The following is a 22983-nucleotide window of genomic DNA, read 5'->3' as shown; positions in this document are numbered from 1 at the left end:
CCCAACGGCTTCTCTGGGCCGGCTGCGAGCAATCGCAGCCGGTTTTTGTTGTCGCAACTGCAACACGCTGCACATGCCGTGACGGCAATTGCGCAAGTCGGCTCATGATTTTTCAAAGAGCCTGCTTTTTCAGCGTGAAAAACGCGCGAGGATCGCTATATTGGGGAAAATTGCGGTGAAACGGTTCCGTTAGCCCGAGGCTGCCGGACCCGTTTTCTTTTTATACCCATCGACAAGGCTTTCCCCGAAATGCGGGGGTGGCGGCAGGAAAGGTCAGGCATCATGAACAAGGTCCCGATGACAGGCGAGGGGTTCGCGTCATTGAAGGAAGAGCTGCGTTGGCGCCAGCAGGAGGAGCGGCCACGCATCATCGAGGCGATCTCCGAAGCGCGCTCGCATGGCGACCTGTCCGAAAATGCCGAATATCATGCCGCCAAAGAGGCGCAGAGCCTCAATGAGGGCCGTGTCAACGAACTGGAAGACTATATTGCTCGGGCCGAGGTGATCGACGTCACCAAGCTTAGCGGCGACAAGGTCAAGTTCGGCGCCACGGTGGTGCTGGTCGACGAGGACACCGAGGAAAAGAAGACCTACCAGATTGTCGGCGACCAGGAAGCGGACGTGAAATCGGGCCGTATCTCGATCTCATCGCCGATCGCGCGCGCGCTGATCGGCAAGGAAGTCGGCGACGCCATCGAGGTCAACGCGCCTGGCGGCGCCAGGGGTTATGAGATCGTCCAGGTGCAATTTATCTAGCACCTCAGATACTTCTGAAAGGCTCTAGGCTGGTGCTCGTGATTTGAGCGCCAGTTGCTTCTTAGCTTCCGCCACCACCTTCGCCGGCGTTAGGCGCTCCCCCGATGCGGCCAGCAACGTTGAGGCATATTGCCCGCGCGGGCCGGTCAAACCCGGCTCGGTCGCCAGGAACACCGCGACCGTCGGCAGGCCGAAGGCGCTGGCGAGGTGGGTCAGACCGGTGTCGGCGCCGATAACCAGCGTCGAGCGGCCAAGGATCGCGGCAATGTCTGCCAGCGGCGATCTCGGCACCACGATCGTTGACGGCACGGCTTTCGAGATCGCCTTGGCCACCGCCTTCTCACGCTCGTTCGACCAGGTGGTGACCGGCGTCATTCCGCTACCAACCAGCAGGCGAGCCGTTTCGATCCAGTCTTCGGCGGGCCATTTCTTGTCCTCGCGGCTGGTGCCGTGCAGCAGGAAGGCCGTCTTGCCGTCGATGCCGGCCAGGCCGCCGGGAGGCGGCACAATCCCGGATGCGAGCGCCGAAAGATCGGGCTCGTAGCCGAGCGCCAGCCCGAACAGCCGGCGCGTGCGTTCGATGGCGTGCAGGTTGCGCGGCACGGCGTATTTGCGCTGGTAAAACAACGTTGCCGAGGGCTCCCGCGCGCTTGCGCGGTCGAAACCTGCGATTGGTGCCGCTGCCTGTTTCGCAACCAGGGCCGATTTCAGCAGCCCCTGCGCATCGATGACGAGGTCGTACTCGCCTGCTTGCAGAGCGCGGCGCAAGCTTGTCGCCTCCCGCCATGTGCCGGCGTTGAACAGATGCTTGCGCCAGCGCCGGATGGCGACGGTATGGATCTTTGCTATCGCCGGATGCAGCGCGACGATGCCGGCAAAGGCCTCTTCGACGCACCAGTCGAAGGCGATATCGGGGCGCTTGCGGCGTGCATCTTCGACGGCGGGGAAGGTGTGGATGACGTCGCCCATCGAGGAGGTCTTGACGATCAACACCTTCATGCGGCGGCCGGGAGTTCCAGCAACCTGTCCGCCGCCGCTGCCACTCGGGCAACGTCCAGCGTCTTCAGGCAGTTGAGGTGGCCGAGCGGACAGACCTTCCGGTGGCAGGGCGAACAGGACAGATGCAACCAGATCAGTTCGCGCTGTTCAGCCAACGGCGGCGTGTTTTCCGGCGAGGTCGAACCGTAGACGGCAACGACCGGCGTGCCGACGGCGGCCGCGACATGCATCAGCCCGCTGTCGTTGGACACCGCCAGCCTGGCCGCGGCGATCAGGTCGATGGCGTCCTCCAGCCGTGTCTTTCCTGCCAGATCGACGACACCGGGCGCGAGTGCTGCGATCTCGGCGGTGACGTCGCGATCGTTCTTCGAGCCGAACAACGCGACCTTGAATCCTTTCGCCATCATCTCTCCGGCGAGGCCGGCATAGCTTTCGCTAGGCCAGCGTTTGGCCGGACCGAATTCGGCGCCGGGCATCATGGCGACGAATTTTCCCGGCTGCACTGTGAAGCGAGCGAGCAGTTCTTTCTGATTGCCGGCGTCGACGGTGAGCCGCGGCGGCCGGAAATGTCCGCCTTGGGCGAGGCCAAAATAGGCCTGCGCGGTGCGCCGTTTGACGGCATCGGGCAGCGGCACGATGTCGGTCAGCAGGCCGTAGCGCATTTCCCGGAGATTGCCGAAGCGGCGGGGGATGCGGGCAAAGAACGGGATCAGCGCCGATTTCCAGCTGCCCGGCAGGACGTAGGCCATGTCGTAGCGGCCGCGCAGCAGGCGGCCGAAGCGGCGGCGAATGGTGAATTCGAGCGCGCCCGGTTGCAGCGGGAAATCGATCTGCTGGCGAATCTCGGGCATGCGCTTGACCAGCGGGGCCGCCCAGGCCGGGGCCAGCACGTCGATGGCGGCGTTGGGATGGACGTCCTTCAGCGCTGAAAACAGGCACTGCGCCATGACCATATCGCCCACCCAGCGTGGGCCGATCACGAGGATCGTTGGGCTTTCAGCCATTCGACATAGTCTCTGACGCCGGTTTCCACTGTGCGGAATTGCCCATTATAGCCGGCTGCACGCAAACGGGACATATCAGCCTGGGTAAAACTCTGGTAGCTGCCCTTGAGGTGATCGGGGAATTCAATGAACTCGATCTCGCCCTTGCCCAGCGTATCGATCACGGTCTCGGCAATGGCGCGGAACGGCTGGGCGCGGCCGGTGCCGCAGTTGAAGATGCCGCTCGAGCCGCGCTTCCACAGCCACAGATTGACGTCGGCGACATCGCCGACATGAATGAAGTCGCGGCTTTGTTCGCCGGGGCCGAAGCCGTCATGGGCGCCGAACAGCTTTGGGTTTTCGCCGCGCCCGACCTGATTGAACAGATGGAAGGCGACCGAGGCCATGGCGCCCTTGTGCGCCTCGCGCGGGCCATAGACGTTGAAGTAGCGCAGGCCGGCGACCTGCGAATGATCGGTGTCGAACACAGTGCGCCTGACATAGTCGTCGAATAGTTTCTTCGAATAGGCGTAGACGTTGAGCGGCCGCTCAAGTGCGGGGTCCTCGCGAAACTCCGAACCGCCGCCGTAGACGGAAGCCGAGGAGGCATAGAGGAACGGTATGCGCAGCGAAAGACAGCCATGCAGCAAGCGCTTTGAGAAGGCGTAGTTCACGTCCATCATGAACTTGCCGTTCCATTCCGTGGTGGTCGAGCAGGCGCCCTGGTGGAAGACGGCCTCGACGCGGCCTAGGTCGCCGGCTTCCAAGGTGGCCAAGAATTCGTCCTTGTCGAGATAGTCGGCTATCTGCAAATCGGCCAGGTTGGCGATCTTGTGGCCGTCGGTGAGGTCGTCGACGACGAGGATGTCATCATGGCCTTCGGCATTGAGTGCGGCGACGATGTTGGAGCCGATCATGCCGGCCCCGCCCGTGACGATGATCATGAATGCCTCTGGTTGCTTGCGATTCCGGTCCTTATAAGGGAGGCCAAGCGTACTGTCGATGAAGCACCACGACGCCACAGTGAGACCGCGAAGCGGCCCGCTTTATTCGAGGCCCGCAAGCTAGGGGACAAAAAATGCCGTCGACCGAACTGCTCATTGCGTTTTTCGCCACCACGGCGATCTTTGCCTATATTCCAGGACCGGCGATGCTCTATGCCGCCGCGCAGACCATGGCGCGCGGGCGCTGGTCGGGGCTGACGGCGGCACTTGGCATCCATCTTGGCGGTTATTTCCATGTCTTTGCGGCTGCCGCCGGGCTGTCGGTGCTCTTCCATGCGGTGCCGCCGCTCTACATGGCGGTCAAGCTCATCGGCGCGCTCTATCTGATCTGGCTTGGCGTGTCCTTGTTCCGCAAGCGCGGGGACGGTGACACGGCGCTGCCGGCGATCGAGCGCAAATCGGCGCGCCGGGCATTTTTCGAGAGCATCACCGTCGAAGTGCTCAATCCGAAGACGGCGATCTTCTTCATGGCGTTCCTGCCACAGTTCATCGATGCCTCGGCGGGTTTCCCGGTGTGGCTGCAATTCGTCGTGCTGGGCACCATCGTCAATTTAATGTTCTCTTCGGCAGATATTGTCTGCGTGTTGCTGGCAGGCATGGTGATCGCCCGGCTGAAGCGCTCCAGCCGTGCGCAGCGCATCATGCAGAGGGCGGGCGGGGCGGTGCTGGTCGGACTGGGCGTCCACGTCGCGTTGCAGAAGAGCTGACGGCCGCCCTGACGTTGCGCTGCGCGGATTTGCGGTATATCGGCTTCGCCATGAACGATCCGGCCCGTAAATTGACAATTTTCAGCGTGATTGAGGTCGGCCTTTCCCTCGCATTGCCAGTGACATGATCAAGCACAATCCGCCTTCGCCCGAACCTTTGCACCGCGCCATTGCCCGCTTTGGCGACGTTGCCGTGCTGGTGGTCGGCGACTTCATCCTCGACCGTTTCGTCAACGGCGTCATCGAGCGCATCTCGCCGGAAGCGCCGATCCCGGTGCTGCACGGGCGCGGCGAGACCTCGACGATGGGCGGCGCAGGCAACGTTGTCGCCAACATCGTCTCGCTGGGTGCCAGCGCTATTCCCATATCGGTGATCGGCACCGATGTGGCCGGCGACAATCTGGTGCGCATGCTGCGCGAACTCGGCGCCGATACGGCTGATATGGCGCAGGAGCGCGGTCGCATGACGTCGTCGAAGAGCCGCTTCAGCGCGCTCAATCAGCAGGTGCTGCGCTTCGATGAGGAAGAGATCAAGCCGCTCGACGACAAGGAACGGGCGGACCTGGTCCGGCATTTTCGCGCCGCACTCACGCGCGCCGACATCGTCATTCTGTCCGACTATGGCAAGGGCATCTTGCTCGACGGCGTCGCCGCCGACCTGATCGCCATCTGCCGCGAGGCGGGAAAACCGGTGCTGGTCGATCCCAAGGGCCGCGACTATGCGCGCTATGCCGGCGCGACCGCCATCACGCCCAACCGCAAGGAGCTTGGCGAAGCTGTCGGTCGCCCGGTTTTCGCCGACGACGAGATCGTCGCGGCGGCACGCCAGCTGATTTCGGCACATGGCTTCGACTTCGTCGTCGCCACCCGCAGCGAAAAGGGCATGAGCGTCGTCGGCGCGGATGAGGCGCGCCACATCGCCACCCAGGCGCGCGAAGTGTTCGACGTTTCGGGCGCCGGCGATACGGTAATCGCGAGCTTCGCGCTGGCTCTGGCCGCGGGCGCCGATCGCGTCATGGCCGCCTCCATCGCCAATGCCGCCGGCGGTGTGGTGGTGGGCAAACGCGGCACCGCGCGGCTGACCGTGGAGGAACTCACCGGCGCGCTGTTCCGCTCGCACGGCCCCACCGCCCATAAGGACGCCATCCTCGATGCCGCATCGGCCGCGCGCATGGTGGCGGCGTGGAAGGACGAGGGCCTGAGCGTCGGCTTCACCAATGGCTGCTTCGATATATTGCATGCCGGCCATGTCAGTCTTCTCCACGCGGCGCGCAGCCAGTGCGACCGGCTGGTGCTGGGCCTCAACAGCGATGCCTCGGTGCGTCGGCTGAAAGGCGCAGGGCGCCCGGTCAACGATCAGCATGATCGTGCCTGCGTGCTCGCCGCCCTGGCCTCGGTCGATGCGGTCGTGGTGTTCGAAGAGGATACGCCGCTGGCGCTGATCGAGGCGCTTCTGCCCGACATTCTGGTCAAGGGCGCCGACTACACGGTCGAAACCGTTGTCGGCGCCGATGTGGTGCAGAAGGCGGGCGGGCGCGTCGTCCTGGTCGACCTTGTCGCCGGCAAGAGCACCACCGGCACGATCGGCAAATTGCGCGCCGGCGGCGGTACTAACTGAGGGATTTCATGTCCGGACTGAATGACTATCTGGTCCGCTCGGCGGCCGCGATCACCGCGACAGTCGAGCGTGACCTGACCGCCGAGATGGAACGTGCTGTGAGTGCGGTCGTCGCCGCGCTTTCCTCGGGCAAGGCGCTGCTGGTCTGCGGCAATGGCGGCTCGGCCAGCGACGCCATCCACATTGCCACCGAACTGGTCGGCCGCTTCCTTAAGGAGCGCAAGGCCTACAATGTGATTGCGCTGCCGGCCAACGCGGGCATGCTGACCGCCTGGGGCAATGACTATGGCTTCGACACCGTGTTTTCGCGCCAGGTCGAGGCGCATGGCGCGCCCGGCGGCGTGCTGCTTGCCATCTCGACCAGCGGCAATTCGCCGAGCATTCTGGCTGCCGCCGAACAGGCTCGGATGATGGGCATGACGGTGGTCAGCCTCACCGGCGACAGCGGTGGCAAACTCAAGCCGCTCACCGACATACTGCTCAACGTGCCCTCGACCTCGACGCCGATCATCCAGCAGGGACATCTCTGCCTCTACCACTATCTCTGCGAGGTGGTGGAAGACCGTCTGTCGAATGGCTGACACCGGGGCCTACGGTCCATACCCGCTGGCTGAGCCCGGCCTGTGGGTTGAGCGGGTGGGTTCGCGGGTGTTTCCAGCCAACGCGCCGGCGCTGTTCCTCGACCGCGACGGCACCATCAATGTCGACACCGGCTATCCCGACGATCCAGCCAAAATGGCGCTGCGCGACGGCATCGTGCCGGTCATCGCGGCGGCCAACCGGGGCAACATCCCGGTGGTCATCGTCACCAACCAGTCCGGCATCGCGCGCGGCTATTTCGGCTGGAAGGAATTTGCCGCGGTCAACGGCCGGGTTCTCAAGCTGCTTGCCGCCGGCGATGCCTTCGTCGACATGGTTCTGGCCTGCGCCTACCACGAGGCGGGCAGCGGGCCACTGGCGGTCGCCGACCATCCAATGCGCAAGCCCAATCCGGGCATGCTGCTACAGGCCCGGCAGCGTCTCGGCCTCGATCTCAAGCGCTCGCTGATAGTCGGCGACAAGGCCGCGGATATGCAGGCCGGACAACGTGCCGGCCTGCCGCGCGGCTGGCTGGTGGATGGCGAGGGAAGTAATGAGCCGGGCTTCGAGGTTCTGCCGCTGCGCAACCCCGATGATCTGGAACGGCTTTTGAGAGCTGTCGAGTCGCTCGGATCGAGACTGATTTAGCTTTCCGGATCTGTTGCGACGCAATCTCAATGGGTTAGCTTGAGCGTTTCACCGTTTCGCAGAAACGGCGAGCCGATCCATTTCTTTGCTTTGACGCTATTCCCCAGGAAAGCACCACGCTCTTTTGCGGAAAAACTGCAGAGATCAGACATCATTCAAGCAAGAAATTTGCAGATGTCATTCCATCGAAGAACGAGGGGAATTCATTGAAGAAAGCAATCTCTGTTGCCGTTGTCTTGTTGATATTGGCTGTGCTTTCAGCCGTGGGGTATGTCTGGCAAAAACACGGCGTGTATGGGCTCAATGCACTTCTTCGCCGCGGCGGAAGCTACTGGATCGCCGTTGCACCCGACGATGCGCGTCTCTCGCCTGCCATGCAGCTTGCGTTGAAATCGGAAATTCCTGATGTGACCGCTGGAGCCAGCTCATGGAATGAAACCGAGCCTGGATTCCAGGTCAGAGAAATCCCCGTCATGGCGGGCGACCGTGAAATTGACCGGCTCTATCTCAACCGTTTCGATCCAGCCAAATTCCGTTTCGTTGCCCGTAACGAGCCCAGTGGTGCCAAGGACATCGACCAGTGGGAAGCGGCACTCAATCCACAAGGCACAGGCGGCACCGTTCTGATCGTCAATGGCAGTTATTTCGGACTGAAGGGCGAAGCCGACACGCCCTTTGTCAGCATGGGTGCGAGGCTCGGGCCGGATGAATACGATGCGAAGGCCGGCGCCTGGTTCGTGAATGCCTCCGGCACGCATGTGGTCGATCTCAATTCACGTGACTGGCGCGCAGTCACGGAGAATGCCGAAAACGCTATGGTTTCCTATCCATTGCTTGTCGGTGAGGACGGCCGCAACAATGTACGCGCCAAGAGCAACTGGTTGGCCAACCGCACCTTTATCGCGGAAGATCGTCAGGGCTGGATCATCGTCGGTTCGACCAAGGACGCTTTCTTCTCGCTGGACCGGCTAGCAAACTTCCTGTTGCAGACCGACCTCGATCTCAAGACGGCGCTAAACCTCGATGGCGGGCCTGTTGCCTGCCTCAGCGTCCGCTCCGGGAACTACCGGTTGAAACACTATGCCAAGTGGGAAGCCCAGGTCGCGGATGGCGACGTCTCACTGCTTCAAGCACCGCTAGATGTGCCCTGGGGATTGCCTGTTGTTCTCACGGTGGAGCGCAGGTAGCAGATCCTGCCCTTGGCAGGGTGGGTCAAAGTACTCCCGATTCCGTAGCTGAAACCGGATGGCATATTCAACCTTGGCCGCTCATGTTCACGCAATCTGACCCGGAATACCCTACGATTTCGGCGCCAGAATTCGCTTTCTGGCTCATATTCGTCGTCAACATGATTGTGATCGGCGCGGCGTTCTCACGTCAAAAAACATTTTCCGTCTCAAATGGTTGCCGCATGTCATCACATTCGTCTGGCTTGCTTGCTCACCTATTTTGCTGGCCTTTTTAGCTTTGCCGGAGATGTCCCCTGGTGAGAGCCCCGGCCCTGGGGACGGCTTCATTCTTTTGCCAGTTGTCGGAGAGGTAGCAGTGTGTCTGTTGGGGTATGTCTTGGTCGGCGTCGCACATGCTTTTTCGAAGTTAATCTCGCTTATCAGGCGCTGAACGCCACCAGCCCTTCGTCCTTGACGCGGCGGATGGTCAGCGCGGTGCGCACCGTGTCGACATTCGGCGCCGAAGCCAGTTCTTCGATGACGAAGGTCTGGAAGGTGCCGAGATCACTCGCCACGCAATGCAGCAGGAAGTCGGATTCGCCCGAGACCATCCAGGCGTCGCGCACGATCGGCCAACCGCGAGTGCGCTCGGCGAAGGTTTTGAGTTCCGCGTCGGCCTGGTGATGCAGGCCGATCAGGCAGAAGGCGACGACATCCATGCCGAGCGCCGGCGCGTTGAGCAAAGCGCGATAGCCTTTGATGATGCCGGTTTCCTCCAGCCGCCGGACACGGCGCAGGCAGGGCGGCGCGGAAATGCCGACGCGGCTCGACAGTTCGACATTGGTCATGCGCCCGTCGGCCTGAAGCTCGCGCAGAATCTTCCAGTCGATGGCGTCGAGGTCGGCTTTCAGGGGCATGGCGGTCTCTGCTTAGCGCAAGAATCTTTCGCGCTCTCGTCCTTAAACGACTTTTGTGTCGATGCCAGCCCTTTGGTCGGGCGATTTCGCAACCGTAACGGAAGCGGCCATTGCGCGAATAAGCCTGTGGGCCGAAGCTTTCCGGGGACGACGGCCTGATCGTCTTGCTGGTGTGGTTGGCAACCCTTACATTACCAGCACCGTTTCACGTCTTTTTCCAAGGCACACTCGATTGTCTGCCCCGCAGAGGCTTTAGATGACCACCAAGCACGCGCCTGTCCTTATCATCGGTTCCGGCCCGGCCGGCTATACGGCGGCGGTCTACGCCGCGCGCGCCATGCTGAAGCCGATGCTCGTCGCCGGCCTGCAGCAGGGCGGCCAGCTGATGATCACCACCGATGTCGAAAACTATCCGGGCTTCGCCGATCCGATCCAGGGCCCGTGGCTGATGGAGCAGATGCTGAAGCAGGCCGAGCATGTCGGCACTGACATCGTCAACGACATCATCACCGAGGTCGACCTCAATGTGCGGCCGTTCCGCGCCACGGGCGATTCCGGCACCACCTACACGGCCGATGCGCTGATCATCGCCACCGGTGCGCAGGCGAAGTGGCTGGGCATCCCCACCGAACAAACCTTCATGGGCTTCGGCGTGTCGGCCTGCGCCACCTGCGATGGTTTTTTCTATCGCGGCAAGGATGTCGCTGTCATCGGCGGCGGCAATTCGGCGGTGGAGGAGGCGCTCTATCTCTCCAATCTGGCGAAGAGCGTGACCGTCATCCACCGGCGCAACGATTTCCGCGCCGAGCGCATCCTGCGTGAGCGGCTGTTGAAAAAGGACAATGTCCGAGTCATCTGGGACACGATCGTCGACGAGATCACCGGCCGGCCCGGCAAGACGCCGCTGCCGCCTTCGGTCGAAGGGCTGAAGCTCAGAAATGCGATGACCGGCGAGGTCAGCCATCTCCAGGTGGACGGCGTGTTCGTGGCGATCGGCCATGCGCCGGCGGTGGAATTGTTTGTCGGCAAGCTGAAGCAGAAGCCGAACGGCTATCTGTGGACGGCGCCGAATTCGACCCGCACCGATGTGCCCGGCGTGTTCGCCGCCGGTGACGTGACCGACGATATCTACCGTCAGGCGGTGACCGCCGCCGGGCTCGGCTGCATGGCCGCGCTCGAGGCGGAAAAATACCTGGCCGGCATCGAGGTGCACCGCGAAGCGGCGGAATAAAATCTATCAAGACGGCGTCGCAAGCCGTTCAAAAGCCTGATTTTTCATTCAGACGCCAAAAACAGAACGAGGGGAACTCAATGGCGTTGGACTGGGACAAGCTTCGCGTGTTTCACGCAGCGGCGGAGGCTGGGTCGTTTACCCATGCCGCCGAGACTTTGCACCTGTCGCAATCGGCGATTTCACGCCAGGTCAGCGCGCTCGAACATGATGTCGGGGTGCCGCTGTTCAATCGCCATGCCCGCGGCCTGGTGCTGACCGAGCAGGGCGAAATGCTGTTCCGCACGGCGCATGACGTGCTGATGAAGCTGGAGACCATCAAGTCGAAGCTGACCGAGGCCAAGGACCGTCCCTCAGGCGTGCTGAGGGTAACGACCACGGTCGGGCTCGGCGCCGGCTGGCTGACCGAGCGGGTGCAGGAATTCATCGAGCTCTATCCGGAAATCAGCCTGCAGCTGATCCTGGCCAATGAGGAACTCGACCTCACCATGCGCCAGGCCGACTGCGCGATACGGCTGCGCCAGCCGCAGCAGCCCGACCTTATCCAGCGCCGCCTGTTCACCGTGCATTTCCACCTCTATGCCTCGCCGTCCTATGTCGGCAAGCACGGCAAGCCGACCTCGGTCGCCGATCTGAAGAACCATCGCATCGTCACTTTCGGTGTGCCGGTGCCGTCGCATCTGTCGGAGCTGAACTGGCTGGAAACGATCGGCGATTTCGACGGTGGGCAAAGGGTGCCGACGCTGCAGATCAACGACATCTTGTCGATCAAGCGCGCCGTGCAGGGCGGCGCCGGCATCGCCATGCTGCCCGACTACGTGATCTCCAAGGAATCGGATTTGGTGCAGCTTTTGCCGGAGACCGAGGTGCCGTCCTTCGACACCTATTTCGCCTATCCCGATGCAATGAAGAACCAGGCCAAGCTGCACGTCTTCCGCGACTTCATCATCGCCAAAGCGCGCAGCTGGTCATTTTAAACATGCCCTTGGGAGGTGCTGGTCACCCCCGCCAAGGCGTCAGCCGTGGCAGCCAGCCGGGAACATTGCGGCGGTAGGTCTCGTATTCGCCACCGTAGCGGCGGGCGAGAGTCGGCTCCTCATAGAACCTGACGAAAGAGCCCATGACGATCGCGCCGATGGCGGCATAGGCAGCGACGCTCCAGCTTGAAAACAGCAACGCCTGGCCGAGGATGATCGACAGCACGGCGACGTACATCGGGTTGCGGACATGGCGGTAGACGCCGCCGATCACCAGTCTCTCGGTGGGTGCTACAGGCGCCGGCGTGCCCATGCCTTCGAGCGCGAAGCGGGCAAAGGAATGGACGAGCAGGGCGATGGCCGCGACGATTAGGATGGAGCCAGCCGGCACGAAGCCGGGCACCGTCGACAGCGGCAGACGGTAGCGGTCCGTCAGCAGCCAGGGCACCAGCCCGGCCACGACACAAGGTGCGGCGATGAAGAAGACCGCGCTGCCGGCGATCGCCTGGGGTGTCCGCATGTCAGGTCTCCCTTCTTCCGGCCGACCCTTCCCATCCCGCTGCCGCAAAAATAAACGCCTGCTGCCCGATTCAACGTCATTCGGCTTTTTGCCCGCGAGCGCGAGAATCAGCCCGACTTGCGGTTCTGCGAAGGCAACCGCACGGTCGCGCCATTCATTTGGCAACTTTTCGTGGTCCTATGGCCCCTAGACATGGGTTAGACCACAGCCTGTACCTTTTTGCATGCGTGTGTTGCAAAATAGATGCTTGTTTCTTGGGCATGAACAGCACATATATAGATCATCTCCTGGGCGCGTTCTCCTCCCATTAGCGCCCTCGAGTGTTCCCCTCTGGAGGTTAGCCTTAACAGGCACTTCCAATCAAACTCAGCCGGATCTTCATTGATCCGGCTTTTTTGTTTCCGGGCCTGCCGTAGCCAGCGAAAAATCGAGCAAAATCGCCGCGTAACAGTGACATGTAACCTCAGGTAACATGCCGCAGGCGCGATTCATCGTTTAAGCAGATCATAGGACGCGGTGTGGTTCGACCGGGAGATGGGGGCATCACTCGGAAGATCCGGGCTCAGGCGGCTACCGCGTCCGAACCTATTCGTCTGTCAGTGCCGCATGGCGCGGCGGATACGTGCGGCGGACCTGCCGTTTTCCTCCCAAGAAGACGGTCCGCAATAAGAGCGGCGTCCGGGTCATCCGGGCGCCGTTTTTTGTGCGGATCATCCTTCGGCCTGTCAGGCAGCCTTGCCGTTGGCGTTCATCGCCTCGTCGGCCAACCGACCGGTCAGCTCGGCCATGTGATCGAAGGCGCAACGATAGCTGGCGACGCCGGAGGTCGCCGAGCGCAGTTCGATGATCAGGTCGCCGATCTCGGCCTGCGGCATGGTCGCCTCCACGACATCCCATCCCGGCCAGTCAGGCCGCGCGTCGTAGCCAAGGATCTGGCCGCGCCGTTGCGGGATCAGCGCGATGATCTTCGAAGTGGCTTCGGACGGCGTGACGATCTCGACCTTCATGACCGGCTCGAGCAGCACCGGCGAGCAGGCCGCCATGCCTTCCTTCATGGCCAGCTTGGCCGCCATCTGGAAAGCCATGTCGGAGGAATCGACGGCGTGGTAGGAGCCGTCGGAGAGGTTGACGGCGACATCGACGACAGGGAAGCCGAGCGGGCCGGATTTCAGATAATCGCGCACGCCGGTTTCGACCGACTGGATGTAGGTCTTGGGCACGACGCCGCCGGTGATGGTGTCCGAGAACTGAAAGCCGGAGCCGCGCGGCAGCGGCTTGATCTCGATCACCACATCGCCGAACTGGCCATGGCCGCCGGACTGCTTCTTGTGGCGGCCGCGCTGCTGCACCGTCTTTCGGATCGTCTCGCGATAGGGGACGGCAGGCGCATGGCCTTCGACCGGAATCTGATTCTTGCCTTCCAGCCGCTCGCGCACGACCCGCAGATGCATCTCGCCATGGCCGGACAGCACGGTCTCGGCCGAGTCCTGGTTGTGGCGCAAGGTGAGCGAGGGATCTTCCTCGGCCAGGCGCTGGATGGCCGCCGACATTTTGACCTCGTCCTTGCGCTCCTTCGGCCGTAGCGCAAAGGCAAAGACCGGCTGCGGCGGCGTAAGCGTGACCAGCGGCTTGATACCGCCCTTCGTGGAACTCAACGTCTGGCCGGTCTTGACCTCGTCCAGCTTGCCCAACGCCACCGTGTCGCCGGCCTTGGCAGCGGTGAGCTTGGACTGGTCCTTGCCGAGCATCTTGTAGATGCCGGAGACCTTCGCCGTCTCGCCATTCGACAAATAGAGTTCGGCTGCATCGGCGATCTGGCCGGAGAGTACGCGCGACACGGACAGCTTGCCGCCATGCGCGGTGTGGATGGTCTTCATCACCTGGACCACGGTGTGATTGCCGTCGGGGACGCCGAGCCGTTTGCGCGTCGCCTCGACATCCGGTGCGTCATGGCGGATCGCCTTCAAAAGGCGCAGCACGCCGTTGCCTTTTTCGGCGGTGCCGATAAGCACCGGCGTTATGGCGCCGGCGCGCAGGTCGGCGGACAGATCGTCGAAGACCGCGTCTTTCGGCGGCTCGATCTCCTCCAGCAACTGCTCCATCAACTGGTCGTCATGGTCGGCAAGCGTCTCCAGCATGGAGAAGCGAGCCTCCAGTTCGCGCGCCTTGTCGTCAGTTGGAATTTCGGCAACCTGGCTTTCGGCATATTCGCGGTAGATGTAGGCGCGCTCTAGCGCCAGGTCGATGGAACCGATCACCACATTGTCCTTGCGCAGCGGAATCTGGCGCAGCAACAGCGGCGCCGCGCTCGTCGGCTGCAGCATCTTCAGCGTATCGCGTACGCCGGCGATTGCCTTGTCGACCTTGTTGAGGAACAGGATGCGCGGCACGCCGAGATCGTCGAGCTTGCGCATGATGAGCTGCAAGGCTGGGATCTTCTTCTCGTCGGCCTCGGCGACGACCACCGCGAGATCGCAGGCTGCCAGCACCGGCTCGGCCTCGAAGGAGAATTCGATCGATCCGGGACAGTCGACGAAGGTGATCTGCTCGCCCATGAATTCGGTGGTGGCAAAGGTCGCCTCGACGCTCATGGCGTGCGCCCGCGCCTCGGGCGAATGATCGGAAACGGTGCTTCCCGATGAAACGGGATTTTGGCGGGGGATGGCGCCCGTACGGGCGAGGATGGCTTCGAGAAGTGTCGTCTTACCGCTTGCAAAGGGACCGACTATGGCAATGCATTTCGGTCCCGTGCGTCGTCCTCCGGCGCGAGTACCCATGGCTGACCTCCACTCAGGCTTGGCCCTTGGAGTGCGATCAGCAAAAGTGGAAACGGTTTTGCGCCGATCGCACCCTGTCGTGAGCGGCGGCCGGCCTGTTCGACCGTCGCGGGGCGGGGTTGTTTCTCTTAGCCACCTGCCCAAGCCCATCGTCCCACGGGTTAGCCGGCAGGGCAAGGAAAATAGGAATCCGGTGCGCCGTCAGGCGGCCGAGGCAAGACCCCGGGATCAGAACCGTCCGGCGATTTCAGCTTGCCTGGGTGCGGCGCGTGGGCGTGGCGGCTGCACTCTGCTTCACCACCATCTCGGCGTAGCGCGACAGCAACGGGTTGAACAGGTCTGGGCGTTCCCAGAACGGTGCATGGCCGGCGCCTGATATGACATGGCATTGTTCCCACAGCAAGCCATAGGCCACCGTCTCGAAGTAACTCAGCCGCACCAGCGGATCATGCTCTCCATTGATCACCGCAACCGGGAACGGGGCGTGCTCGACCACCTGTTTCTGGTCGGCGCCCTTGCCGGCAAACATGCTGCGCGCCACGCCGGCGCGAAGCCTGCCGTCGGTGCGCCTTATGGCTTCGCGGAAAGACGGACTGGCGGTATCGCCGAAGCAAAGCGCCTCGAAGCGCTCGATGTCGCGTTCGGAGTAGACCTTCTTGGAGGCCAGCAGCATGTCCCAGTTGGCGTGAAAGCCGCGCAGCATGCCAAGCGGCCCCCGCGACACCGGCGGCGCTCCGGTCAGCACCAGGCCGCTGACCGCATGGTGAAAGCTGGCCAGTTCGACCGCCACATGGCCGCCGAGCGACCAGCCGAAGATGATGGCGTGGCCGATGCCCAAAGCGTCGAGAAGCCGGGCTGTGGTCTGGGCAAGGCCGGTAATCGTATAGGCGGTCGCCGGGTCGCGGGCATCGGAGGACTCGCCGTGGCCGGGAAGGTCGAAGGCGATCAGCCGATGGCCGTCGGCAAGCGGGCTGTCGAACTGACGGGCAAACACGGCGCGCGAACTGCCCGACCCATGGATCATGACGATGGGCATGCCGGACCCAGACGACTGGCTGAGGCGCAAGTCGGCCTGCGGCGTGCGGATGGTGCGGTGAGTGATGCTCATGCTGGATTAGACCTTGAGATTTGCCTGACCGCCAACATCGCATCGCTGGCTCTATATGTTCTTTAAACATGTGGTTAAGAAAGGATTTCTAAAGAGATAGCCGGCACGATCGCTGGCTCCATGGCAATCACGCGCGGAATCCCGACAATGGAACCAGTCCTTGATCTTCTTGTCTCGATCTGCAGCATCGCGACGCTTGGCCAATATGTCTGGTCGATGCGGGCGCATTTCCAATCGCAGGCGATGTCTCCAGGCGCCATGGTGATTTCGGCGGCGGTCATCGCCACGGCGCTGTTCCTTCTCGCCATCCTTTGGATCCAATCGCAGCCGGGTTCGGCAAAGCTCACCGGACTTGCCGTCGAACTGGCGAGCTCTGCCCTGTTCTGGTGGGCGATTGTCACGTCGCGCAAGGCGCGATTGCGCTTCGCCTTCGCACCCGACGATCCACACAGCCTGCTGACCGACGGCCCCTACGGCCATGTCCGCCACCCCTTCTATACGTCCTACATCGTCTTCTGGATCGGCTGGGGGATCGCGACCTGGTCGGTCTGGGCGTTGGTGCCGGTCGCCGTGATCGCTATCCTCTATGTGTTTGCGGCGCTGGACGAAGAGAAGAAATTTTCGCGCACGCCGCTGGCCGGAGCCTACGCGGACTATCGCGTACGTGCCGGCCTGTTCTGGCCTCGGCTGGGGTGGTAGCGAGCACCGGGGCAGGGTAGGTTCTACTGAACTCAGGGGTCACCAGAGATGAAGATCATTGCCTGCGGCAGCGTGCCGACCATCATCGCACCGGAGAAGTATTTCACCGGCCGCGTGCTGCAGACGCCCATCATCGAGAAGGAAGCGCCGGCGCGGCTGCGGGCCACGCTGGTCAGCTTCGAGCCTGGCGCGCGTACCCACTGGCACACGCATCCGCTCGGCCAAACGCTCTATGTCACGTCGGGCGCCGGCCTTGCGCAGACATGGGGCGGGCCGATCCAGGAGATCAAGGCGGGCGACGTGATCTCGTTCGAGCCCGGCGAGAAGCACTGGCACGGCGCGGGTCCAAAGACGACAATGACCCACGTCGCCATGCAGGAAGCGCTGGACGGCGTCCATGCCGATTGGATGGAAGCGGTCACCAGCGAGCAGTGTGGCGGCTGAGGTCTGCTCCTGACAAAAAACCCGGCTCGAAGCCGGGTTTCACGTCTCGGTGCCGCCAGTTCAGGTCAGCGATGCCGTGAACCGCTGGATGCGGGCGCAGGCTTCCTCCAGCAGCGTCTCCGACGTGGCGTAGGAGATGCGGAAGTTGGGGCCGAGGCCGAAGGCCGAGCCGAACACCACTGCGACACCCTCGCCTTCGAGCAATTCGGAGCAGAAAGTCTCGTCGGTGTCGATTATCTTGCCGGCTTTGGTCTTCTTGCCAATCAGCTGGGCGCAGGACGGGTAGACATAGAAGGCGCCTTCCGGCGACGGGCAGGTTATGCCGCGCGCCTGGTTGAGCATCGACACGACGAGGTCGCGACGGCCCTGAAAGATCGCCTTGTTCCTGGCGACGAAATCCTGCGGGCCGTTGAGCGCCTCGACCGAGGCCCATTGCGCGATGGTGCAGGCGCCCGAGGTCTGCTGGCCCTGGATCATGTCCATCGCCTTGATCAGCTGGACGGGACCCGCGGCATAGCCGATGCGCCAGCCGGTCATGGCGTAGGCTTTCGAGACGCCGTTCATGGTCAGCGTGCGCTCGTAGAGTTTCGGCTCGACCTCGGCGATCGTCCTGAAGACGAAGTCGCCATAGGTCAGGTGTTCGTACATGTCGTCGGTCAGTGTCCAGACATGCGGATGCTTCAAGAGCACGTCGGCCAGCGCGCGCAGCTCGGCTTCCGTGTATGCGGCGCCGGACGGGTTCGACGGCGAGTTCATCAGCAGCCATTTTGTCTTCGGCGTGATCGCCTTTTCCAGCGCGGCGGGAGTGAGCTTGAAACCATTGTCGATCGAGGTGTCGGCGAACACCGAGGTGCCGCCGCAGATCGCCACCATTTCGGGATAGCTCACCCAATAGGGGCGGGGGATGATGACCTCATCGCCTGGGTTCAGCGTCGCCATGAAGGCGTTGAACAGGATCTGCTTGCCGCCGGTGCCGACAATGGTCTGCTCGGGCTTGTAGTCGAGATTGTTCTCGCGCTTGAATTTTTTCGCGATCGCCTCGCGCAGCGGCGCGATGCCCGAAACCGGCGGGTATTTGGTCTCGCCGCGGCGGATCGCCTCGATCGCCGCATTCTTGATGTTGTCGGGCGTGTCGAAATCCGGTTCGCCAGCGCCGAGGCCGATAATGTCGCGGCCGGCATTTTTCAGCTCGCGGGCTTTCTGCGTCACCGCGATGGTGGCGGAAGGCTTTACGCGGGCAAGGGCGTCGGCAAGAAAGGCCATGACCAGATATCTCCAGAGGGGTCGGCGCAACCGCAAACAGCTGCGGCGCTTCTCATGTCGCATCGACCCGGCAAGTGCAAGCATTGTCGGATGAGCCAGGGCTCAAGGACCTGTGAAGATGCCTTTTTGGAGCGCGTGCATGACGGTTTCACTCTGCGTTGCGGGCTCTGCAATCGACGCCTATCCCCAGCAAGACTAAATTCATCAACGGCCGCTAAAACCTTTGACGGCAGGATCGCCAGCCATTTCGCCTGTCTCGCGGAGCGAGGGACCCTTGTCGCGCAGCACCGGGCTTGCCCACATCATCCGTCACGATGACGGCACCGTTTCAGGTGTCTGGGGTCCCTACACGCTGCAGAGCGCCTTTCAGCCGATCTTCGCCTTCAAGGAGAGCAAGCTCTCGATCGCAGCGTTCGAGGGGCTGATCCGGCCGTTTCGTGACGGCGAGCCGCAATCGCCAATGAACTTCTTCCGCACCTGTCCGGCCGGCGACCGCCTGCACATCGAGGCGCTGACGCGCACGCTGCATTTGCTCAACGCCGGCGCCTGCCTGCCGCAAGAAGCTTCGATCTTCGTCAATTTCGATCCGTCGGTGTTTACCGAGCGCTCCATCGCCGATAACGCGCTGCGCGACATGCGGCTGGTGCTGCACGAAGCCGGGATCGATCCGCGCCGCATCGTGTGCGAGGTGACCGAGCAGAAGTCGGCGTCGCAGGAAACGCTCTACAGCTTTGTCGAGGCGCTGCGGGCCAATGGCTTTCGCATTGCCGTCGACGATTACGGCGCCGATGAATCCGACATCAACCGCATCAAGGAGCTCAAGCCCGACATCGTCAAATTCGATGCGCACTGGATCACGCAGCTCATGGAATCCGGCGCCGGCTTTGCCCTGCTGACTGCCATGGTGACGAACTTCGAACTACAGGGCATCCGCACCGTGTTCGAAGGCATCGAGGAAGGCTGGCAGCTTGAATTGGCCGAGAAATCCGGCGCATCGATGGTGCAGGGCTTCGTGCTGGCGAAGCCGGAACTGGCGCCGACCAGCTTTCGCGCTTTCGGCAAGGATGGGCAGCCGTCTGTCGCGGCGGCCGAGCCTGGCAAGACGCCTGCCGGCCCGACTGCAGCGCCTCCGGCGCGGCCGGGCAGGGTGTTCGGGCGCAGGACCGGGCCATGACCGGGCAGCGCGAGAGGCGTCGCGATATCGGCGAAGCGATCTTTGCCGACGAGGTCGGCATCGAATACGGCGTCTACGGCACGTTCCGGCTGAAGAGCGCCTACCAGCCGATCTTTGCGCCACGCGGCGGCGCGTTGGCCGCGGTTGCAGTCGAGGCGCTGATCGAACCGCAGCGCGCTTCCATGCCGGTTGCACCCGCCATGTTCTTCGACAGTGTTGCGCCGGGCGACCGCCTGTTTGTCGAGACGATGTGCCGGATGCTGCATCTGAAAAACTTCCGCAACATCGGCGTCGACGGGCTCGGCCTGTTCTTCAATTACAACCCGATGATCAACGATCATCTCGGGCGGGCGCTGGCCGAGATCCGGCTGATGACGCGGCATCTCGGCGATCTCGACCTGCATGCCGCCATGCTGGTCTGCGAGATCACCGAACAGGCGGCCGACGATAATGTGCTGGCCCCGCTGGTGCGCGAGATGCGGCGCCACGGCATCCGCATCGCCATCGACGATTTCGGCACCGGCCACTCGACCGCGGAGCGGATGAGCCTGCTTCAACCGGATATTGTGAAGATCGACGGCGGCTGGTTCGCCGAATTCTGCCGCCACGCTGCCGCCGAGCGCTTCTTCCGGCCGCTCGTCTCGTCGCTGCACGATCGCGGCGCCAAGGTGCTGGTGGAAGGCATCGAGCAATCCGTGCATCTGCGCGTCGCGCTGGATGGCGGCGTCGACCTGCTACAGGGGTTCCATCTCGGCCGCCCGGCGCTGGCCGGCACGATCTTCAACCGGGAGCCGCTGTCGATCGAGGCGCTGCTTGGCGCCGACAACAAGGTGGTGCCGCTGCATCTGCGGCGCTGATTTTGTCCTCACGCTTGCCGCCGCTTCGCGGCTCGTTCCGGACGGGACGCCAACGGGCGCGATGCCCGGTTGGGCTTGCGGCCTTCGGCCGTAGCGCGCATTCAAAGAGGGCGAACTCGGCCCGCGTGAAGTTCAGCCAAAGCCTGCTCGGCAAACTTATCCAGCCGGCCAGCCTTGGCGTCCGCCTCGATCTGCATATCCCACACCTCTGCCTGATACGCTGCGAACCATTTGGTAAAGGCCTTTAGTTCTTTGGTGTTCAGGGCTGCGATGGATCTTTCAATCTGTTCGAGCTTGGTCATGGGGCGAAACTAGCATGGCCATCGTCCAATTCCAGACAAACAAAAAGGCGGGATAAATCCCGCCTTCCCATTTTCGGTAGCCTGATCGGAGCTTTAAGTCCGGGCCGGCAGCTATCTGCTGATCCAGCTTGTCGGGTCTTTCTGCTCCAGCGCGCTTCTCGCGCGACCGTCAGTACATCCGTGACTTGCCGCGCGCCCCGAACTCTCGTCCGGCGCGCGCTATCGCAAAATCAGGCTGCCTTGCTCAGAGAACCAGCGGACGACTTGCCTGTGCGGCGGTCCTGCTCGATCTCGAAGTTGATTTTCTGGCCTTCGACCAGGGTCGACAGTCCAGCGCGCTCGACAGCGGAGATGTGAACGAAAACGTCCGCACCGCCCGAATCAGGCTGAATGAAGCCGAAGCCCTTGGTGGCATTGAACCACTTGACCGTACCAGTTGCCATATGAATAGTCCTCGCATTTGCTTTGGTTTGACCGAACCGAGGTTCAGCCGGTTTGTATCGAGATTTTGGAGATAGACGTCAGCAAACGCGAAGATCGCGAGGCCCGGATCGATCGGCCGAAATATCAATGGAGCTGATATAGGCGGGTTTCGCACCAAAAACAAGATGGCTCGAAAAATGGCGTTGCGGTGGCGCCGCCCAAAGGCCGCCCCAATCGCATGAAAGCGTCGAGCAATCGGGAAGATCGGGACGCCCGACGGCGTTAGTCCGGTTTTGGGAGACTGTCATGAAAACGGTTGTGAAAACCATTCTGCTTGCCGCCTGCCTGACGCTGGCGGCCGCCGAGGCGCAGGCGATCTCGCGCTACGACCCCACTCGTATGAGCTGCGACAGGGTGCAAGGCACGATCGCCCGCCAGGGCGCGGTCATCCTGCGCTATCAGTCCAGGCGCGTGCCGGGGCTGCCGCTCTTCGACCGCTATGTGCAGAGCCAGCAATTCTGCAATGTCGGCGAGGTCAGAAAGCGCGCCTATGTGCCGAGCGCCGATACCGAATCCTGCCCGGTCTATCTCTGCAAGCGGATCGAGAACGACCATTTTCACCGCCGCTTCCTGCGCCGTCATTAGGCATATTGATATTCAAGTGAGGCCGGTCTTCTGCGCTTCCGGCGCCCACGTACATTAAGTACGCTCCGCTCCGGTTCTCGAAGACCATAGTTCTCGGTGCGGCCTGACCTGAATCTCAACATACCCAGCCGGCATACCATTCAAGCTCTTAGAACCCGAACGAGACCTGCGCCGCCGGCGGCGGGCCGACGCGCACGCCTTCCATGGCCAGCATCTTTTCCTTGGTGGCCGAGCCGCCGGGCGCCGAGAAGCCGCCGATCTTGCCGCCCGCGGCTAGTATCCGATGGCAGGGGATGACCAGCGGCACCGGGTTGGCGCCCAGCGCTGCCCCGGTTTCGCGCGGCAGGCCGGCTTGGCCGGCGCGCTTGGCCAGTTCGCCATAGGTGGTGGTTTCGCCGTAATGCAGTTTCCGCGCCGCGTCGTAGATGGCGAGACGGAAGTCGTCGACGCCGTCGAGATCGACCGGCACACCGGAGAAATCGACGTCCTCGCCTGACGCATACGCCTTGATCGAGGCGATCAGCTCGACCACCCATTGCGGCTGCCCAATGTTCGCAGTCGTATTGGCGGCAACACCGGCATGCCGCATCAGCCGGCGTTCCACCGCTTCGCGGCTCCTTTCGGGCAGGCAGAGCCGGATCAGGCCCTTTTCGCTCCAGGCGATGCCCATGAAGCCGATCACTGTTTCTAACACTGCGTGGCCGGCTGTGATCGAAGATGCCGTTTCCATGATGCGCTCCTTTCCGCAAAGCGGCGAAAACCGGGATGCCAACCGGTACATATGCAGAACAATATGGCATCTGATCCCGGCTCTCGCCACCCGAAAACCACCAGATGGTCCCGATTGCCCACCAGGAATCGCTGGTGTAAGGACTTCTTAACAACCGACAAATCGGACCCGCGCGGCTTGCCAGCAAAATTCAACCTTTTCGCGATCTCTGTGATCGTCGGCGCAGCTGCCCTCAGCGGCTGCCAATCGACCTCGCAGATGAAGGCCACGCCTGCGCTGACCGAAACCGCGACCGCTGCCGGCAGCGATGCCGGCTTTACCGTGCCGCTGCCCGATACGGTTTCGGTGCTGCCGCAATCCTCGGGCATAACACCCGTCCAGGCGGCCGAAGCGGCGCCGGCCACGCCAGCGCTCGATGCCGCTGCGCAGCCGGTTGCCGCGACCGCGGCCTTT

At 62.7% G+C, this 22983-nt stretch carries 24 protein-coding genes and 1 pseudogene; 14 read left to right on the top strand and 11 right to left on the bottom strand.

The window, feature by feature from the left end:
* Positions 1 to 282: 282 nt before the first annotated feature.
* Positions 283 to 756: a transcription elongation factor GreA gene (gene greA / locus X726_RS145650; protein WP_023671981.1), complete on the top strand. Its 474-nt coding sequence runs from the start codon at positions 283 to 285 to the stop codon at positions 754 to 756.
* 24 nt (positions 757 to 780) lie between these two features.
* Here the strand turns inward: greA and waaC are convergent, their stop codons facing one another.
* Genes waaC through rfaD form a run of 3 tightly spaced genes read right to left on the bottom strand, consistent with a single transcriptional unit; the run spans position 781 to position 3682 of the window.
* Positions 781 to 1755: a lipopolysaccharide heptosyltransferase I gene (waaC, locus tag X726_RS145655; protein ID WP_023671980.1), complete on the bottom strand. Its 975-nt coding sequence runs from the start codon at positions 1753 to 1755 to the stop codon at positions 781 to 783.
* Positions 1752 to 2759 (bottom strand): lipopolysaccharide heptosyltransferase II, encoded by a 1008-nt coding sequence (gene waaF, locus X726_RS145660; RefSeq protein WP_031215287.1) that lies wholly within the window; start codon positions 2757 to 2759, stop codon positions 1752 to 1754. Before waaF ends, waaC begins: the two co-directional genes overlap by 4 nt.
* Positions 2732 to 3682, bottom strand: a complete 951-nt coding sequence (gene rfaD / locus X726_RS145665; RefSeq protein WP_023671978.1) for an ADP-glyceromanno-heptose 6-epimerase — start codon at positions 3680 to 3682, stop codon at positions 2732 to 2734. Before rfaD ends, waaF begins: the two co-directional genes overlap by 28 nt.
* A gap of 134 nt (positions 3683 to 3816) precedes the next feature.
* On the opposite strand from rfaD, the gene X726_RS145670 reads away from it, so the two are divergent.
* From X726_RS145670 to X726_RS145690, 5 genes are all read left to right on the top strand, one after another.
* Positions 3817 to 4449, top strand: a complete 633-nt coding sequence (locus X726_RS145670; protein ID WP_023671977.1) for a LysE family translocator — start codon at positions 3817 to 3819, stop codon at positions 4447 to 4449.
* A 124-nt stretch (positions 4450 to 4573) separates the two neighbouring features.
* Positions 4574 to 6067: a D-glycero-beta-D-manno-heptose-7-phosphate kinase gene (gene rfaE1, locus X726_RS145675; protein ID WP_023671976.1), complete on the top strand. Its 1494-nt coding sequence runs from the start codon at positions 4574 to 4576 to the stop codon at positions 6065 to 6067.
* An 8-nt stretch (positions 6068 to 6075) separates the two neighbouring features.
* On the top strand, positions 6076 to 6648 hold the full coding sequence (locus X726_RS145680; RefSeq protein ID WP_023671975.1) for an SIS domain-containing protein: 573 nt from the start codon (positions 6076 to 6078) through the stop codon (positions 6646 to 6648).
* Positions 6641 to 7294: an HAD family hydrolase gene (locus X726_RS145685; RefSeq protein ID WP_023671974.1), complete on the top strand. Its 654-nt coding sequence runs from the start codon at positions 6641 to 6643 to the stop codon at positions 7292 to 7294. Before X726_RS145680 ends, X726_RS145685 begins: the two co-directional genes overlap by 8 nt.
* A 206-nt stretch (positions 7295 to 7500) precedes the next feature.
* Complete coding sequence (locus X726_RS145690) at positions 7501 to 8481, top strand: phosphodiester glycosidase family protein (protein WP_245260033.1); 981 nt, start codon at positions 7501 to 7503, stop codon at positions 8479 to 8481.
* A gap of 422 nt (positions 8482 to 8903) precedes the next feature.
* Here the strand turns inward: X726_RS145690 and X726_RS145695 are convergent, their stop codons facing one another.
* Complete coding sequence (locus X726_RS145695) at positions 8904 to 9380, bottom strand: Lrp/AsnC family transcriptional regulator (protein ID WP_023671972.1); 477 nt, start codon at positions 9378 to 9380, stop codon at positions 8904 to 8906.
* A 256-nt stretch (positions 9381 to 9636) separates the two neighbouring features.
* Between X726_RS145695 and trxB the strand changes: the two genes are divergently transcribed.
* Positions 9637 to 10611, top strand: coding sequence for a thioredoxin-disulfide reductase (trxB, locus tag X726_RS145700; protein ID WP_023671971.1), 975 nt, complete (start codon positions 9637 to 9639; stop codon positions 10609 to 10611).
* Positions 10612 to 10691: 80 nt separating this feature from the next.
* Positions 10692 to 11588, top strand: coding sequence for a LysR family transcriptional regulator (locus X726_RS145705; protein ID WP_023671970.1), 897 nt, complete (start codon positions 10692 to 10694; stop codon positions 11586 to 11588).
* A 22-nt stretch (positions 11589 to 11610) separates the two neighbouring features.
* Here X726_RS145705 and X726_RS145710 read toward each other — a convergent pair whose 3' ends face one another.
* The 3 genes from X726_RS145710 to X726_RS145720 form a co-directional block, all read right to left on the bottom strand.
* On the bottom strand, positions 11611 to 12108 hold the full coding sequence (locus X726_RS145710; protein ID WP_023671969.1) for an isoprenylcysteine carboxylmethyltransferase family protein: 498 nt from the start codon (positions 12106 to 12108) through the stop codon (positions 11611 to 11613).
* A gap of 725 nt (positions 12109 to 12833) precedes the next feature.
* A complete protein-coding gene (locus X726_RS145715) occupies positions 12834 to 14885 on the bottom strand; it encodes an elongation factor G (protein WP_023683761.1) in 2052 nt (683 codons plus the stop codon).
* Positions 14886 to 15132: 247 nt separating this feature from the next.
* Positions 15133 to 15993 (bottom strand): alpha/beta hydrolase, encoded by an 861-nt coding sequence (locus X726_RS145720; RefSeq protein ID WP_023671967.1) that lies wholly within the window; start codon positions 15991 to 15993, stop codon positions 15133 to 15135.
* 147 nt (positions 15994 to 16140) lie between these two features.
* Between X726_RS145720 and X726_RS145725 the strand changes: the two genes are divergently transcribed.
* The gene (locus X726_RS145725; protein ID WP_031215284.1) at positions 16141 to 16692 is read left to right on the top strand and encodes an isoprenylcysteine carboxylmethyltransferase family protein; all 552 of its coding nucleotides are present in this window, start codon (positions 16141 to 16143) and stop codon (positions 16690 to 16692) included.
* A gap of 48 nt (positions 16693 to 16740) precedes the next feature.
* Positions 16741 to 17136, top strand: a complete 396-nt coding sequence (locus tag X726_RS145730) for a cupin domain-containing protein (protein ID WP_023671965.1) — start codon at positions 16741 to 16743, stop codon at positions 17134 to 17136.
* A 60-nt stretch (positions 17137 to 17196) separates the two neighbouring features.
* Here X726_RS145730 and X726_RS145735 read toward each other — a convergent pair whose 3' ends face one another.
* A complete protein-coding gene (locus X726_RS145735; RefSeq protein ID WP_023671964.1) occupies positions 17197 to 18399 on the bottom strand; it encodes a pyridoxal phosphate-dependent aminotransferase in 1203 nt (400 codons plus the stop codon).
* A 274-nt stretch (positions 18400 to 18673) separates the two neighbouring features.
* Here X726_RS145735 and X726_RS145740 point away from each other — a divergent pair, with 274 nt between their 5' ends.
* Together X726_RS145740 and X726_RS145745 are read left to right on the top strand one after the other, a co-directional pair.
* On the top strand, positions 18674 to 19573 hold the full coding sequence (locus X726_RS145740) for an EAL domain-containing protein (protein WP_023671963.1): 900 nt from the start codon (positions 18674 to 18676) through the stop codon (positions 19571 to 19573).
* Entirely contained in the window at positions 19570 to 20430 is an 861-nt protein-coding gene (locus X726_RS145745) for an EAL domain-containing protein (protein WP_023671962.1), read from the top strand. Before X726_RS145740 ends, X726_RS145745 begins: the two co-directional genes overlap by 4 nt.
* A gap of 101 nt (positions 20431 to 20531) precedes the next feature.
* Here the strand turns inward: X726_RS145745 and X726_RS145750 are convergent, their stop codons facing one another.
* Both X726_RS145750 and X726_RS145755 read right to left on the bottom strand, forming a co-directional pair.
* Positions 20532 to 20732, bottom strand: a complete 201-nt coding sequence (locus X726_RS145750; protein WP_023671961.1) for a hypothetical protein — start codon at positions 20730 to 20732, stop codon at positions 20532 to 20534.
* Between the two features lie 230 nt (positions 20733 to 20962).
* Positions 20963 to 21175 (bottom strand): cold-shock protein, encoded by a 213-nt coding sequence (locus tag X726_RS145755; protein WP_015316174.1) that lies wholly within the window; start codon positions 21173 to 21175, stop codon positions 20963 to 20965.
* A gap of 298 nt (positions 21176 to 21473) precedes the next feature.
* Here X726_RS145755 and X726_RS145760 point away from each other — a divergent pair, with 298 nt between their 5' ends.
* Complete coding sequence (locus X726_RS145760) at positions 21474 to 21800, top strand: hypothetical protein (protein WP_023689728.1); 327 nt, start codon at positions 21474 to 21476, stop codon at positions 21798 to 21800.
* A 148-nt stretch (positions 21801 to 21948) separates the two neighbouring features.
* Here the strand turns inward: X726_RS145760 and X726_RS145765 are convergent, their stop codons facing one another.
* Positions 21949 to 22530 (bottom strand): methylated-DNA--[protein]-cysteine S-methyltransferase, encoded by a 582-nt coding sequence (locus tag X726_RS145765; RefSeq protein WP_023671959.1) that lies wholly within the window; start codon positions 22528 to 22530, stop codon positions 21949 to 21951.
* A gap of 258 nt (positions 22531 to 22788) precedes the next feature.
* Between X726_RS145765 and X726_RS1000000169530 the strand changes: the two are divergent.
* A pseudogene (locus tag X726_RS1000000169530) lies at positions 22789 to 22983 on the top strand (lytic transglycosylase domain-containing protein); the annotation flags it as partial.

It is taken from the genome of Mesorhizobium sp. LSJC285A00 (genome assembly GCF_000503155.1).
Taxonomy (GTDB): Bacteria; Pseudomonadota; Alphaproteobacteria; order Rhizobiales; family Rhizobiaceae; genus Mesorhizobium.
The sequence above is the reverse complement of the archived record's forward strand: the minus strand, read 5'-3'. Positions and strand labels throughout refer to the sequence as shown.